At 45.5% G+C, this 15,819-nt stretch carries 9 protein-coding genes and 1 pseudogene; 2 read left to right on the top strand and 8 right to left on the bottom strand.

The genetic code is table 11. The features are described from left to right. Positions 1 to 27 precede the first annotated feature (27 nt). Positions 28 to 288 (bottom strand): annotated as a pseudogene (locus BM156_RS18280) (transposase); the annotation flags it as partial. Between the two features lie 178 nt (positions 289 to 466). On the opposite strand from BM156_RS18280, the gene BM156_RS18275 reads away from it, so the two are divergent. After that, complete coding sequence (locus BM156_RS18275; protein WP_093921351.1) at positions 467 to 1,594, top strand: peroxiredoxin family protein; 1,128 nt, start codon at positions 467 to 469, stop codon at positions 1,592 to 1,594. Positions 1,595 to 1,829: 235 nt separating this feature from the next. Here the strand turns inward: BM156_RS18275 and BM156_RS18270 are convergent, their stop codons facing one another. From BM156_RS18270 to BM156_RS18255, 4 genes are all read right to left on the bottom strand, one after another. Next, the gene (locus BM156_RS18270) at positions 1,830 to 2,780 is read right to left on the bottom strand and encodes an alpha/beta hydrolase (protein WP_170847011.1); all 951 of its coding nucleotides are present in this window, start codon (positions 2,778 to 2,780) and stop codon (positions 1,830 to 1,832) included. 149 nt (positions 2,781 to 2,929) lie between these two features. Next, positions 2,930 to 4,489 (bottom strand): neutral/alkaline non-lysosomal ceramidase N-terminal domain-containing protein, encoded by a 1,560-nt coding sequence (locus BM156_RS18265; protein ID WP_093921349.1) that lies wholly within the window; start codon positions 4,487 to 4,489, stop codon positions 2,930 to 2,932. Between the two features lie 85 nt (positions 4,490 to 4,574). Further along, positions 4,575 to 5,999, bottom strand: a complete 1,425-nt coding sequence (locus BM156_RS18260; protein WP_139218333.1) for a hypothetical protein — start codon at positions 5,997 to 5,999, stop codon at positions 4,575 to 4,577. Positions 6,000 to 6,096: 97 nt separating this feature from the next. Next, a complete protein-coding gene (locus BM156_RS18255) occupies positions 6,097 to 8,793 on the bottom strand; it encodes a glycoside hydrolase family 2 protein (RefSeq protein ID WP_093921347.1) in 2,697 nt (898 codons plus the stop codon). A gap of 205 nt (positions 8,794 to 8,998) precedes the next feature. Between BM156_RS18255 and BM156_RS18250 the strand changes: the two genes are divergently transcribed. Further along, complete coding sequence (locus BM156_RS18250) at positions 8,999 to 11,380, top strand: GH92 family glycosyl hydrolase (RefSeq protein ID WP_093921346.1); 2,382 nt, start codon at positions 8,999 to 9,001, stop codon at positions 11,378 to 11,380. 60 nt (positions 11,381 to 11,440) lie between these two features. Here the strand turns inward: BM156_RS18250 and BM156_RS18245 are convergent, their stop codons facing one another. From BM156_RS18245 to BM156_RS18235, 3 genes are all read right to left on the bottom strand, one after another. Next, positions 11,441 to 13,336 carry an FAD-dependent oxidoreductase gene (locus tag BM156_RS18245; protein WP_093921345.1) on the bottom strand — a complete coding sequence of 632 codons (1,896 nt, stop codon included), beginning with the start codon at positions 13,334 to 13,336 and terminating at the stop codon, positions 11,441 to 11,443. Positions 13,337 to 13,459: 123 nt separating this feature from the next. Beyond that, positions 13,460 to 14,389 (bottom strand): DUF4434 domain-containing protein, encoded by a 930-nt coding sequence (locus BM156_RS18240; RefSeq protein ID WP_093921344.1) that lies wholly within the window; start codon positions 14,387 to 14,389, stop codon positions 13,460 to 13,462. 83 nt (positions 14,390 to 14,472) lie between these two features. After that, positions 14,473 to 15,798, bottom strand: a complete 1,326-nt coding sequence (locus tag BM156_RS18235) for an alpha amylase family protein (protein ID WP_093921343.1) — start codon at positions 15,796 to 15,798, stop codon at positions 14,473 to 14,475. Positions 15,799 to 15,819 lie beyond the last annotated feature (21 nt).

The following is a 15,819-nucleotide window of genomic DNA, read 5'->3' as shown; positions in this document are numbered from 1 at the left end:
GTTCCCGTTTTTCGCAGGGCTTCAGAACTTTTTTCCTAAAATATCTTTAAGCATCTGGTGATCCAGGCTTAGATCGGCATACATCCGCTTTAACCGGCGGTTCTCTTCCTCCAGCTCTTTTAAACGCTTGACCTGGCTGCCATCCATCCCGGAATACTTCTTCTTCCAATTGTAGAAAGTTGCCCGGGAGACACCGTATTCCCGGCAAATACTTTGCACATCACGGCCTGATTCATACTCTTTGACCATCTTCAGAATCTGGCCTTCACTAAATGTCGATCGTTTCATAATTACAGCTTAAAATTAATAATTTGTCTAATTTTAAACTGTCCGATTTTTAGGGAAGCTTACAGAATAGGTCTTATTATCCCTCAGAATCTAGAGGTATAACAACACCTAAAAAAATTGCTAAAAGATAGATAACAATCTTAGCTAGTGCTCGCTAGTTATAACCAATAATAAAAAGATGAAGCATACATTGTTAATACTCATAAATCTTGCATTATTCTTTAATAATACATATTCTCAAAAAGTCGACTTAATTTTAAATTCAATTCAAGGTGTTTCTCAAGTTGAGTATCATGTACAGACAAAACTAATCTTGAAAAATAGTTTAGATACCTTCATGACAGATGGTATACATAATCTACTATTTACAAGCAAAGATGAATTAATGGGAGCGTACTTTCATACAGATTATTCAGACAAACTGTATAAATATAATGGCACAGAATATATCATTGTGGAAAAAGAAAAGCGAAATGCTACAGTTGTTGACCTAAATCAAATGCCAGAATGGAAAGAACGCAACGTTAGTTGCCCAGAGTCCTATATATCAATATTTTGGGAATTAACTAAAGCACAGAATGATGAAAAATTTGAAATTGAAGAAAATGATAATGTGATAAAAATACATGCAAAAGATGTTGCGCATTATGGTAGGCTTGTTGATAAAACTGGTGTAAATACTTCAATTGAAATCTTATTTGACGAACAAACTTTCTTACCAATAAAACAAAAAATAATTTCTATAGGAAATGGTGAAAACATGACTAAAGAAATCTTTTTTTCCAATATCAATGTTTTAAACAGTTATGAGTTACAGATCTTCTCGAAAGAGTCAATTGACAAATCAATTGATATCACCAATCATCAATACATAGGTCAACTGAAAGTGGGAGATAAAATACCAAATTGGTGTGTTTATAACGTGCCAAACAATAACGACAAGACTATGTTAAAGGACTTATGCCAAAATAACTTATTGCTTCTTGAATTTTGGTTTGTACACTGCCAGTATTGTATAAAATCTATTCCAACATTTAATTATTTGCATAACAAATATAAAGACCAAGGACTAAAAATTCTATATGCTAATGCGTTGAATGCGGATAAAGATTCAGACATTGAGAACTTTAGAATCAAACATAATGCAGAATTTGATCTGTTTAGGTTTGGGAATATATTCGAAAAGGGAAGTTTACCAACGATAATGCTAATTGATAGAGAAGGAATTATACGATATAAATCAGATGGATACTCTGAAAATTTTAAAAATGATATTGAACAGTTAATGACTGAATTAGAAAAATAACTGGTTATAATTGAATAGCCCGCCCCGCTAGCATATACGAGCTTCGGTACTCCCTTTCTATCTGAATGTTCATAGGGCACTCAAATATCAGGCACATACTGGTCGCTTCGCTAAGTCCTAAAACACAAAACCGTACTTGGTTTCACCTGATTGTAAAGATCCGATAAAGAAATGTTACCACACTTGTAAACAGGGACGAAAGCATGGGGCCGCATAGTAACGAGCCAAAACAGGCTCACAGCAAGTACCTCTCAAAGAAGGCGTCCATTCTTAGTTGTGCGTAGTCATTTACGCGTTGGACCACATCCATGGCGTGGGGCCAAAGTGGAAAGCGGTAATACTCGCAAGGCACACCCAAGCGATCGAGTTCTTCTTTCAGCCAATCCGACTGGCTGGGTGGTAACAACTGATCAGAGGTTCCTTGCAAAATCAGGGTTGGCGGGTCGTCGGCACTCAGGTAGCGGGCTGGCGATGCCTCCCAATACAGTTCAGGTTTTTCGTCATAGGCATGCCCGATAAAGTCGGTCACCAAGGGCTGAGTTTGAGCATACTCGGTACGGAAATCCACTGGTCCATAAATGTCAACCACCGCTTTAATTGGAAATTTAGCCGGTTTGTCCTCACCCCGATACCAACCATAGGCCGCCAACATGGCCAGGTGGGCACCAGCCGATCCGCCAATCAAAGCCACGCGCGAGGTGTCGTAACCGTAGCTTTCCCCATTCTGAAAAACCCAATGCATGGCATCCTGAATATCTTCAACGCAGGCCAGGTAAATGCTGTCTTTCACCAAGCGGTAGGAAACAGTTGCCGTGGCATAACCTTTCTCGGCAAAGTCGATCAGGTAAGGCAAATAATCGGCTCGTTTTCCACTACGCCAGCCTCCACCATGAATAAACACCAAGAGCGGAGCTTGCTCGTTGAGTTGTTTGGGCAAGTACAAATCGAGTTGCAAGGAGCGCTCTCCCACCCGTTTGTATTCAATGTTCTTGATTTCGTGAATGGCATACGGTACAGTCGGCTTTCGTTCAACCAAACTTTCCAATCCAACTCCTACAGCCAGGTAGTCGAGTTCCTCAAAATGATACCCAACTGGTGCTCTATTGGGATACAGCCAGCCCAATAAACGCGGTGAGCTCATCACAAATACAAACAACAGCACCAGCGTGAGAAGTAGTTTGAACATCCGTTTTACCCAAAATTTCTTCATTCCAAAGGAAAAGTAGATTAAACACCAATTCGATATACGAATAATACAAAGTCAGGTTTACACCGTTTGTTTGCGCTCATTTAAGCCGCGAAGCATGATTCCATCAAGGCCAATCTCACCTTCACTTACTGTTTCAGTTCATCCAGTATTTCCTTCAGGTTTTGATGAATCAGAGGTGCCGTTTCAGGGCCAGGCGAATTCTCCTCGCCATAGGGCGAATTGTCGCGCCCATAGGTATAGGGAGCCTCAACATCCCACTGGCTTTTGGGAATGATGTACCCAATTTCATCGTTAGCCAGCCCCAGTACAAACTTGTAGGTTCCCGGCATCATCTCGCGAATTGGAGGAACTTCCAGTGGTGCAATCTGGTAATCGCCACCATCCGGGGCTTCCACCCCTCCATTAACCAGCTCCGGATAAATCTCACCGGGAATAGTTACCAGGCTAAGCGGCCCAATCTGAATGGCAGCCACTTCCGAGCGCATGGTCATCCAACCGGCGGTTCCCCGGTTTAAAACTCCAAATGCAGTTCCCAACTTAAACAAGGTGTTGGCAATTGGGAGTTTGATGGTTCGAACCACCAGCGAAATAGCCGCTTTTTCAATCACTGCCTCCGGTTGCTCCATCGCATTCAGGGCCAGCAAAGCCAGTTGTTGTCCTTGCGCATGCGCTTTCTCAAAAGATGGTTCTTTGTATTCTTCGTCAGTAAACGGATCCCGGACCGCCAAACTCGGATGTGTCGCCATCAGGCCGCCCAACGCTCCATTGGCATAGAGGGTAATACCGCCAAGCCCTTTTTTCTTCAATTTGCCCTCATGATAAACACCTTTTTCAATCCCTTCGCGCACAAAATGAGGAAAGTCCGATGAGATCAATAAGTTTCGACTCCATAAGGTTTCCGGATGATCTGCCCAGTTCATCAGTGTCCCCAACGTTTCACCAGTCCGGCTGTCCACCGCACGAATCAGGCGTATGCCCGAGTCAAACACCTCGGGTTTTCGGGTATCTTTAACCAGGTGTGCCGCGCCAGTTAAGTCCTGCGACAACTCCAACCGAGCCGGTTTCCGATGCTCAACAGCATCAGCCACCGACTGCGCAATTTGTTTTTTGACAAAGGATAAGTAAGCCGATGAAACGCCGCTTTTCAGGTAGGAACTCCCCCACAAGCCCAGCAAATCGGGCCCCTCATGCGTATGGGTGGATGCAATGATGAGATAGTCAAGCTCCAGCGAATCCGGCAAGCTTTTTCGAACGGCCACCACATCATCGTGCATGAAACCAATGGCATCAATCACCACCAAGGCAATGCGCGTGTGATCATCCTCAATGACCATGGTTCGGGCCCACAAATCATCGTGCACTCCGTTGGCAGCCCGCCGATTGCTGAATCCGGCAATCCAAACCGGATCAAACTTCCCATTTCCATTGCCATCGGTAAATGAATCGCCATCTGCCGGCACATACCGGGCATCTTGGTTGACATCCTCCCAACGGTCTGGCACATCGGGTGTAATCGGAAGCGCTGAAAATCCCACCCGCAGCTGACTAGGCTCTTGCTCAATTATTTTTACATCAGCACGATATCCACGGTGCCGGTCAACCATATTGAGATAAGCCCACACCAAGCTCGCTGCAAAAAGAAACAGCACAACGCCCAAAGCTATCTTTACCCCTTTCTTCATCATAAACAGAATTATTTCCTACAACAAACAAGACCATCGAAAAGATTTCATGCCATTCTCATCGAAAGTAGGTAAAAAAACAACGCCGTCATTGGGAATAGCTCGCTACCTTGATGCGCTCAGGCTTGGTATCGCCAAACCACCTTTTCAATAAGACTGTCAAAATCACAGCCTCCGAAAAGAAAATCAGGTCGACAGCAAATCGCCCAAATAAAACCTGCATGAAGGATAACCCGTCAATATTTAAGCGTTCAGGATGAAGTGCCCAGCGTCCAAATGAAATCAGCATACACGCCCAGATCAACAGCAAAAACAGATTGCGGACAAGCCGTTCGTTTTGCTTGTAATAGCTTACCAGCACCCCAACATTGGCAGTCAGTAAAAATACAAACAAGAAGTACATGGTGAATGGCGTCCACCTATTGGTATCCGGGTAAAAGTCCCGTATCAAGTCGATTGCGGCATGGCAAAAGGTCAAGGTAATTCCGAGTTGCCAGGCTGCCCACGGGAACTTTAAAGCAATAAGAATCAGAATCAATCCAAAGAAAGCATAGTTGACCAAAATCGTGGCGACGGTTCTCAAGCCCACCATCATGAAAGAATCTGTGCCGGAAGCTCCATCTGCAAAGGGTTCCAGGGTATAAGGCACCAGCCAGTAAATTAGCAAACCAGCCCCCAAGCCAATCAACAGCTCCTGGTAAACCCATCCATGTTCGTTTTCAAGATCTGACTTTTCCTGGGCAAGCTCTTGAATCGTCCTGCGGCTTAGCCAAGCTGCAAAGCCCAAAGCTGCCCCAAGCAAAGCGCCAAACGAAAACTCCATGGCTTTCCACCAATCATGGTAAATCACAGCGTCTCCCAGCTTGCCGCCAACGACAAACCAGAAGCCTCCAAGCCCAAAACCTAAGCCGCCGCCTAAGAGTCCCCACAAACTAAAGCGGGTTACCAACTGACGGCTTACCGTTGGCAGTTTGAAACGCAGGTAGGTCAGCATGGCGATTCCCCCCACCAACAGGGCAGCCCACGACTCGGGGCGTGGTTTCTCCGGATAAGAGAAATACAAAACCATCGGATCGTTAATCAGTTTAAAGCCAATTACCATTCCGACAAACAACCACAGGTAGGCATAAAGCAGTGTTTTCAAGGGAATTTGCCGGTGCAAAAACCCCAAGGAAAGGATCATACCGCCAAGGAATCCCCAGGTAGCTCCTTTCACCGTGGTGCCGAAGGTCCCCCACCAAACCGTGTCCATGTTTCGCAAAAAACCGAGTGTTTGGCCATAGGTCATCTCGCCACCAATCCCCACGCCAGCCACGCCAAACACGACCACCAACGCCGAAAAGGTTCTAGGCAATTCAAGCAGCAAACAAATACTGAGGGCTACCATAGCCCCGGGAATCATTGCTCCATAAGGGCCACCACCAATATGTCCGCGCAGGCCCCATCCCAGCGACATGGCCAAGGCCGGCAATAGAATAAACATCCACTTTTTATACGCTCTATTTTGTTCCATGATCTTTCAATGTTTAGGTTTTACCATTTATTATTGATCCGTTAGACTTTCAGACGTTAGATTTTCATCCATTTACATTCTTTCCAGACCGAAGGCGTTAGAGACTTACTTCATCGACATTCCACGCCTTCACCTTTAAAGTGGGCTTGCCCGCATTGGAATTGCTCAGTGAATAACGAGCCGTGTAAGTACGTTCTTCTCCCGGAAGCAAGGTGCAATAATTGTCGCTCCAGTACACAGGCAATATCGGTTGCTCCGACTGCGGATCCAGCAGATCGAAATAAGTAAAGAAAGCAATCGTGTTGCCCGGATTTTTAAGGGTTAGCTTCACCACGCCGTTTTCACCCTCTTTGGTGTACAGGTAATCGTACTTCAGCTGCACCTTTCCCAGCTGGTCAAGCGCAGTGAAATCGGCGTAGCCTTTGGGAGGCGTGTAGTAAGGCCATTCCAACTTTTTGGCCGCCTCATAATCCAGCTCATCTTCCTTGAGCGACAACCAATACAAGTTGTTATCCACTTCCTCCTGATCCTTGTTGTAAACTCGCAGATCAAGGAACCAAACGTCCGTCCGGCTTTTAATTTCCGGCAACTGGTAAATCTGCTTCGAGGTATTGGTCGCAATGGATCCGGTCCAGCTATCGGAGAAAATCTCCTTCGACTGAATATCAAAGGCGCGTATTTTTACAGTCACCTCTTCAGCGGCATTCAGCTGCTCATTTGCCAGGTAAATATCGTCGAAACCATAGCGGTAAATGGCATGCAGCGGATTACAAGCTTTCCGCACACCATAAAACGAACCATTGGGCTGCAAATAGGTATCATACAATTGCCAGTACAGCTCCGGCCAGGCCGAATTCAACATCCACTGTACCAAGCCGGTACTTTTAGGTTTGTGCGCAATAAAAGCTTCAAACATCGGCCGCATCAATTCGTAATTACTTACCTGCGATTTAAACGCGAACTCCTCAACACTTTGCGACTCGCCATAGCGCTCATTCATGGCTTTCCGGAAACGATCCAGCGTTTTGAATGCATTTCGTCCGGTATGGTATTCCCAATACGTGGTGTCAATGGGCCACAAACTTTCCTCTGGCAACATTCTTTTCAAGGAAGATAAAGGCGGAATGCTTGGCCCGGGACAGGTTTCGGTATTGAACCCATAACCACCCCCCAACAAGCTATCGGTAAACCAGTAAACAGGAGGCGTATACGCATAGGGGCCCAACATCTTCATGCCTGTGGGACCGCTGATGTCACTCACCAAGGGGACTTCAGCAACAATGTTGTTGTCCTCGGTTCCGGCCCCTCCAGCCGAAGTGACATACGTCCGCGAGGGATCATATTTCTTGAATAATTCGATGTATTGGTGTTCCAGTTTAGGTGCTGGTAGCTTGTCGCTTCCCAACATCCACACGTATATACTCGGATGATTGCGCAACCACAATAGTTGATCTTTCCACATGGCCGCCATCAATTCAATATCCTCATCCGACACCGCTCCGCCATACTTTTCGTGTGTTGGTTTAAGCAAGTACTCCTCCCACTCCCAATGGCAATTCCAGCCAATCATCACCAAAATACCATACTCATCACATAGGTCATAAAGCCCTTCGGTCTTTCCCCAGAAACCTTCGCAACGAATGCTGTTCAGGTTCATATGGTGAACATACTTAAGCTGGGCTTCCACCGACTCTTTCGTATCTTGCAGCAGAAGGTCATCGACCCAACCGCCCCCTTTGGGCAACACAAACTTTCCGTTCACCTCAAACACTCGATTCTGATCATCATTCAAATAGCTATCAATTTCCCGAATGCCGTAGCGGCTACTCACTTGATCCATCAAGGACTTGTCGGAGATAAAATCAACTTTCAACCGATACAAGTTGGGATCGCCCATGCCATTGGGCCACCACAACTTTACATCTTGAACAGCCAGTTGCTGAAAGTCTTCCGGGCTAAAACGGCACGAACGACTTTCACCCGCCTTAACCGTGACCGCCTGCTCAACGACTCCCAACTCATAATCAACCCGCAAAACACCTTGCTGATCCTTCTCCGAGCCATTTTCCAGCTCCACTTGGATGAAAAGATCGGCTGCATCCAAGCTTTTCTTATCCACCTTGGCATACACAAAAGGACTGCGAATTTTCACACCTTCATTTACTTCCAGAAAAACCTCGCGAAAAATTCCCAGGTTCCGATCGCGTGGCAAAGGATTCCAATCAACAAAGCCAATTGAATATTCGCCATCAGCATGCTGCCACATTTTCAAGGCAAGCGTATTTTTTCCCGACTGCACATAGTCATTAATGTTGAAAGTAAACATGCGGTAAGTGCCGGCAAATTCATTCTTCCCAGCCACCTTCTGCCCGTTCACCCAAAGATCAGCCCGGTAATTGATTCCGTTAAACCGAAGTGAAACCTGCTTTTCCAAATCATCGCCGTTCAGTTCAAACGAAGTTCGAAACCACCACGGTTTTTGAAACTGCGCCGGATCAACCTGTTGCATATTAATTCCAAAATAAGGATCTTTAATTTTCCCGGTTGTGGCCATGCTTCCTAAAACCGTTCCTGGCACAATAGCTTCCAGCCAATTGTCGTCATCGTAGTTGTTTTGGGAAATCAGACTTTCATCTGCTTCTGTCAACTTTTCGCTGGACTGCATGGTCCAGTTAGCATTGAGGTTTTCAACTTTGGAAGTAAGTGGATACTCCGGACTGGAACAGGAAAAAAGACACAACACACTCAGAAGAATGAATGCGTATTTTGTCGAAGTTATTTGTCGGTTTTTCATGATTAGGATATTGGTATATCGTTAAGTGTTAAGTTCTTTGGCAAAGTTCCAGATGTTAGCAAAGAAAAGCTAGTTAAACCAAAAAAACTTCTGTTATTTTATTCAATTTGCATGATATATCAACCTTCCATTTATATTTTAAAATCTAAATTCGCAAAACAGGTTAAAATTCTTACAACTAACAATACACTAAACTCAAGATAAAATGAAAACGATCATTGCCGCACTATTCCTGTTTTTCATTCCCTTTGTTCTCCCTTTAAACAGCCCTGCCCAAGCCCCCAGTAAAGCACCGGCAGAATGGGTAGATCCATTTCTTGGAACGGATTTTTTTGGACACACCTTTCCCGGACCATGCTTACCATATGCTTTGGTTCATCTCAGTCCTGACACAGGCACGGAGGGTTGGACTTACTGCTCAGGCTATGCCTACTCCGATGAGTCAATCATCGGGTTTAGCCATACTCATTGGAGCGGTGTTGGCATGGTCAATGGCGGAGATGTTTTGCTGATGCCCACCGTTAGCCAGCAGCTACAGGTTGTTCCCGGCACGAAAGATGCTCCGGACTCGGGTTATCGCTCCCGCTTCAGCCACAAGGAGGAAACGGCCTCGCCCGGCTACTATTCGGTTATGCTGAGCGATTATCAGGTTGAAGTTGAGCTGACCGCAACCAAACGTGCCGGTTTTCATCGGTACACTTTCCCAAAAACGGACGATGCCCACATCATTTTGGATTTAGGGCATCAAATTGGGGATATGCCTAGCACTGACATCTCAGAACTAAAAATTTTAAACAACAACCGGATCGAAGGAGCCAAAAGTGCCGGCTTGGGCAAAATTTATTTTGTGGCCGAGTTTAGCAAAGCATTCCGCTACTATGGAACCTTTGATTCGTCGTATGCAACGCCCGAATCCGGAAGCAGCTTATTTCCCTATAAAAATGCCGAGCAGGGCGATCAAGTTGGCGCCTTCGTTTCCTTTCAAACAGCAGAAGGAGAACAAATACTGGTCAAAGTGGGCCTTTCGTACACCAGTATTGAAGGAGCTCGCAAAAACCTGCAGGCGGAAATTCCGCACTGGGACTTTGATCAAACCAGAACAGATGCAGAAACGGTGTGGAGCAACGAACTGAGTAAAATTCAGATCCAAACAACTGATAAAGAGAAGAAAGAGATCTTCTACACTTCGCTGTACCGTTCTTTTTTGGCGCAATACATTTCTCAGGATGTGGATGGAAAATACCTGGGATCAGACGGAAAAATTCATACAGCCAAAGACTTTGATTTTTATGGCTCTTTCAGTTGCTGGGATACCTATCGGTCGCAGCATCCCCTGCTTACCCTAACTGCACCAGAGCACATCAACGACTTTATCAAATCGATTGAGGCCAAGGTTGACCATTACCAATGGCTACCTGCCCAGCATTTTCTGAATGTCTTTGGTGAGTCGATGGTTGGCGACCACCTTATCCCAGTCATTGTTGATGCCTACCAGAAAGGCTATCGCGATTTCGATATTGAAAAGCTGTACAAAGCCATGCGGAAGAAGGCAACAGAGAATCCACAACCGCCAGTGCCAGCACATGCGGGGCGCTCAGGCCTGGACTACTACCTGGAATTAGGCTACACCCCGGTAGATCAAGTCACAGAGTCAGTTCCCAACACGCTGGAACTCGCTTATGATGACTGGTGCATCGCACAGCTGGCGCAAGAGCTTGGCCATGAAAAAGACTACAAGTATTTTACACAGCGTGCTCATAATTACCAAAACCTTTGGGATGCCGAAACACGCTTTATGCGCCCCAAGAAAGCTGACAAAAGCTGGCTCGAAGCTTTGGGAGAAAACGAGCAGGAAGTTGTTCAGCATGGCGATCACAGCTACTATCGCTATTTTGATCCGCTGCTGGTTGGCAGACGCCCCAATCGTTATTACACCGAATCCAATGCCTGGCAATACATTTGGTCTGTTCAACACGATATAAAAGGACTGATCAATCTTTTTGGAGGGACGCATCGATTTACCGATAAGCTGGATACCTTTTTTGAGATGAGCCCGGTAATTACGCCTCCCAAGTATGTTGGCGTGGTTGGCACCATCGGGCAATATGTCCATGGCAATCAACCTTCGCATCATGTTGCTTATTTATACAATTACTCCGGGCAGCCTTGGAAAACCCAACAACGAGTGCGGCAAGTGTGCGAAGAATTATACCGAACCGGTCCCGGAGGCTTGTGTGGCAATGAAGATATGGGATCGCTTTCGTCCTGGTACGTTTTAAGTGCGATGGGTCTTTACGCCGTCACACCCGGAATTCCTGTTTACGTCATTGGAAGCCCCCTGCTCGACCAGGTAAGCCTGCAAGTGAAAAACAAGCGCCATTTTACAATCAAAGCCCACAATAACTCGAAGGAAAACTGCTACATCCAATCGGCCTCCTTAAACGGACAAACCTTTAACCGAACCTGGATTAGCCACGAAGAAATCACCAAGGGTGGAGAGTTGATTTTTGAGATGGGACCAAGGCCAAACAAAAAATGGGGAAACGGTCCTCAGTCCGCTCCCCCATCTCTTTCAGATCGCCAATAAAAATTAGCACCTATGATCATCAAGGTCGGGCACAATTTGTCACCCGACCTTGGTGTTTATTTAATGCTTTTTGGATGGCAAAACATGCCCTTTAATATCCACTTCCCAATAATGAAACGGATCGCAAAAGTGATCGAGCAAGGCTGCAAACTGCCTTCTGCTCACCATCGCATCCTCGTTGAAAGCACCGTAAGCCAACTCCGCCCAATACGCCTCAACAGCTTTCTTGTTCAATCGTTTTTTCCCTTGCGTTTTCTGAATCTCCTTCAGCAACGAAATGGTCTCCTTCAAACTAAAACTTTCTCCCGCTGATCTTACCACTGAGTGAATCCCCAAGTCTTCCAAACCATTCGCTATCGCTTCCACTATGAGCACTGAATCCGGGTGAAAAAGGGTCAGGTTTTGCCAGCCAACATTCTTCCCTTCTCCCTTCAAGATTCCGGTAGCTCCAATGCGCTGAATCGCTGCAAACTCCTTTTCATTAGGTTGAACATCGCAATAAGGCATCAGGTAAGCCCCAGCCTTTAGCAGCTCACTCTGAACCTGCCGTACCGAAACCTCTCCCGGCTTGCAAGCTTCACGCACAGCAATAGCCGCAATGGCTCCAGCCGCCTGTCCATTCAAGATACACACCGGTTGCAAGCGTGTTGTTCCGTTTACAATGTTAGTCACCGAAATTGACTTTTCGGCAACAATCAGGTCCTCAACTTCAGCCGGAAGCAACGTCCCCATAGGCAAGGAATAACTTGGTACGGGATAAAAATGAATGTCGGGCAATTCTTCGTTGCCATGATAAGCGGCATGATGATGGTCAATCGGATAATCTCCAACTGCAACTCCTGTGCGATACAGAGGATCATTTTGCTCAAAAGGACGTGCTAAATCATTTACGGTGAACAGGACTTCTCCTTTTATTCTTCGGGATTCACGATGGTATGGAATTAAAGGCAGCCCATCTTCCGTTGGAAATTCATTCTCTGCAATTCCAATGTTTTTGTAGCCCAACTCGGTTTGCAGGTAATAAACGTAACAGCGGGTAAACCACTTGGCTTTTTCCAGCTCTTTCTGACGTTCTTTGGCCGACAATTCAATCAGGTTCAAATAATAGTCGTTACCATAGATTGGCCAGTTAATCATATATTTCTGATTGGGTAACTCCCCATAGTTCATCATGAAATCACATTCCCATAAAGTAGCTTCCACCGTATCGGCATCGCACCGTCCGGCACAAGTGCAAATGAACGGACTTGGATCATAGTTCTCAGGGCGGGCAATTGTTTTGTCAGTTCCAGTTCCAAAATCCTGCAACACCGCAACGTAAGTCAAATCCTGGATAATGTCGTTTCCACTTTCCGAGGCAATTTCCTCTCCCGTTTCTGCACGACGATCCATCCCTATGCGATAAGGTACTCCGGCTTCTTTAGCCACATCGCCAAGTTCAGTACCATCAATTAAGACCTTGGTGTAAAGCTCGACCTCCTGTGTTCCATCCGTGATGAAAACCGACCAGCCTTGCTCTTCTTTTTTGATCCAACTTAACCGACAATTGTGCCATACCTGTAATTCTTTCTCAGCAGAAACCATTCGTCTGAGGATCTGCTGTCCCACCGATGGCTCGAAAAGGACATTACTCACCCAGCCTGTTTTTACCGCTTTCGGGCCTCCATAATGATCGTAGAGATGTTGACGAAACTCATTCCACAAGCCTGAATGCAACTGGTGATTTCCATCGATGGCACTTACCCCAGCCGAGGTCAACATGCCTCCCAACCAAGGGCCTTCATCAATAAGCAATGTTTTTGCCCCCAACCGGGCCGACTGGATTCCGGCCATCGTTCCACTTGCGCCAGCGCCAACAATCAAAACATCAACCTTTTGAACCGAGCTATTTAGCTGTCCGTAACTTGCCCATGTATTTAGTAATATCAAAAGGGCAACTAATCTTTTTATTTGCATATTCAGTTCGTTTATTTCATTTTGGAAAGTAAAACCGGACCAGCAACTATAAGTAGCACCGGCCCGGAATGGTATTGAGCATTAAAATGGGATCTAACGAATCCGCTGTTGTGTCGCTACCAACTAATTCCGGAGGTACTCCATGTAGCGATTGTATAAATGTCCGGCCTGCAAATAAGCACTTTGCGGACTCATAAAATGGGAAAACTCAAACGTGATGGCGTCTTCAATTCCTGCTTTTGCTGCCGCTTCCAGTTTCATCCAAAGCTTTTCCCACTTAATCGGCAAAAACTTTATCGGCATATCACGGTCAAAGGTTTCGGTATTGGTCCAACAAGCCAGTCCATAACGATCAGCCAGCTGCTTATTCAATTTCAGAAAGTCCGTTAGTTCATCAAAACTCACATGTCCGTCCTGGAACGCGACGATGTCAATTGCGTGCTTAATCCCATCGAAAATCTCACTCCACTCCTGCTCGTGTTTGCTGAGCGAAACGCCTCCTTCCTTTTCGGTGGTGGTTACGTACTGACTAATGTTTTTAACCCCATCAATGTAGGGTGAAATTATGGTTGGCAGGTCATTTGAAACAGCCTTGCAATGTTCTCCCAAGCTGGCGTAGAGATCAATAATCTGCCCGGTTTTCCGGCTACATTCCTGCGAAATATACCATCCTTTAAAGGCTTTTTGCTCGCCATATTTTGACCAGACTTCGTCAATCAATCGTTTATTCAATTCGACTTCTTTCCGGTAATCTCCATTCACCCAATACTTCCCCGAGTCATAGGTTCCGAAATAGAAATCCATCTCATATTGTTCGCTCAGTTCCAGGTACATTTGAACCAAATCAACCGGAGGGCGGTGCGCCCCCATTTCACTGCCCAAAACGTTGGAGTCAAAAGTTTGCCACTTTTGGTACCCACTCCGAATAAGAATAACCGTGTCAATGCCGGCATTTCTCATATTCACAAAATCCTTTTCCCATTCCTTGCGCCCCCAGTTTTGGTGCGGTATATCGTGGCTAATTTCGTCAAGAAACGTTCCTTTAATCTTCATGTAAGCTATCGTTGTATTAATAAATCCGTGTTATTTTGTCTTCCTTGTTTTATCTTGATTTCAGTTTTCTAGTTTTTACTTGTTTATCCTGCTTTTTGTTCTGCTTTCTCAATGCCCAATTCAATCTCATCCCACAAATCATACTGAATCACCTGAACGATATCAAAAACCATGAGGCCATCGCCCAGCGTTAAGCACAACTCAACAGCTTCAGTCATATTCCAAGGTTCTTCTTTGTATATATCGGCATACAAACTGCCAATCACCGGAACTTCTTTCTTGGTCAGCACTTTGGCTTTCCAAAGCCCTCCTTCAATGGTGTACCATCCTGCGCCATATACTTGCTTATAATACACACCTGTCATGTAGGTGTCCAGCAGATCGGCGTAACCAAAATTCTTGTAGTTGGGCGTAAACATCCAGTTGGTGTAGTTATCCGTCAGGGGATCGTATTCTTTGCTGGCCCAATTCACCCCAAACTCATAGTAGGAAGGGTACCAAGCCCCCGTGTAGGTTCCGAAGTCTATATTTGGTTTAAGTTGTTTTACCCGTTCGCGGGCAGTTGCAAAAAAGTCGTGGATTAGTTTGGCCCGCCACTCAAGCCATTGGGGATAAAAGGTACCTGCTTCGCGCCCCCAATCACCATTGGCCAGCTTTTTCCAATGAAAAATATCAGCCGGGAAACGCTGTAGTTTTTGTCCAATATAAGCTTCAAAAAGTTCGCGGGAAAGCTCTGAGAAATCACTGTCCAGTCCGTCAAAGCGACACCGGTCCAAGATAATGCCATCCAAGTCGTATCCGTCAACCAATTCTTCAATAATGCTCAGACAATACGCCTGCACTTTAGGATGGGCCGGATTAAAGAAAGCTGCATACTTCGATTTCTGTGTTTTAATATCCACCATTCCCTCCGGCTTGTTCAATAGCGTTGTTAGGGCCGCAAACTCTGGATCGCGATAGACAACACCGGCATCGAAATAATTGTGTCCACCGGAAAATACGTTAACCGAAGCATGAACCCGCAACTTGCGCTGATGACCTTCCTGAATAAACACATCCAGGTAATCCCAATCAATGTCGCGATGAAAACCTTTCCAGTCAATCAAAGGATCAACCAGTTCGCTTTTGTAGAGGACATCGCCACTCACTGGACGTACGTCGACAACCAAATCTGTTATACCAATCTCCACACACTTATCAAGGTAATATTGAATGGAATCCTGATAGCTGAACCGCTCAAAATTAGCAGAAGCATCAAACCACAAATATTTTGGTTTGATGGTGGTTTCCGGCTCTGGATCCGGATCCGGCAACTCCTTGTTTTGCTCATTACATGAAGCAAGCAAACAAACTCCTCCAAACAACAAAACCCACAAAAAACTTCTGATCCCCTCTTTCACTCGTTTCATCTGTTCTAAAATCTCAATTTA

Source organism: Sunxiuqinia elliptica (assembly GCF_900113005.1).
GTDB classification, from domain to species: domain Bacteria; phylum Bacteroidota; class Bacteroidia; order Bacteroidales; family Prolixibacteraceae; genus Sunxiuqinia; species Sunxiuqinia elliptica.
The sequence above is the reverse complement of the archived record's forward strand: the minus strand, read 5'-3'. Positions and strand labels throughout refer to the sequence as shown.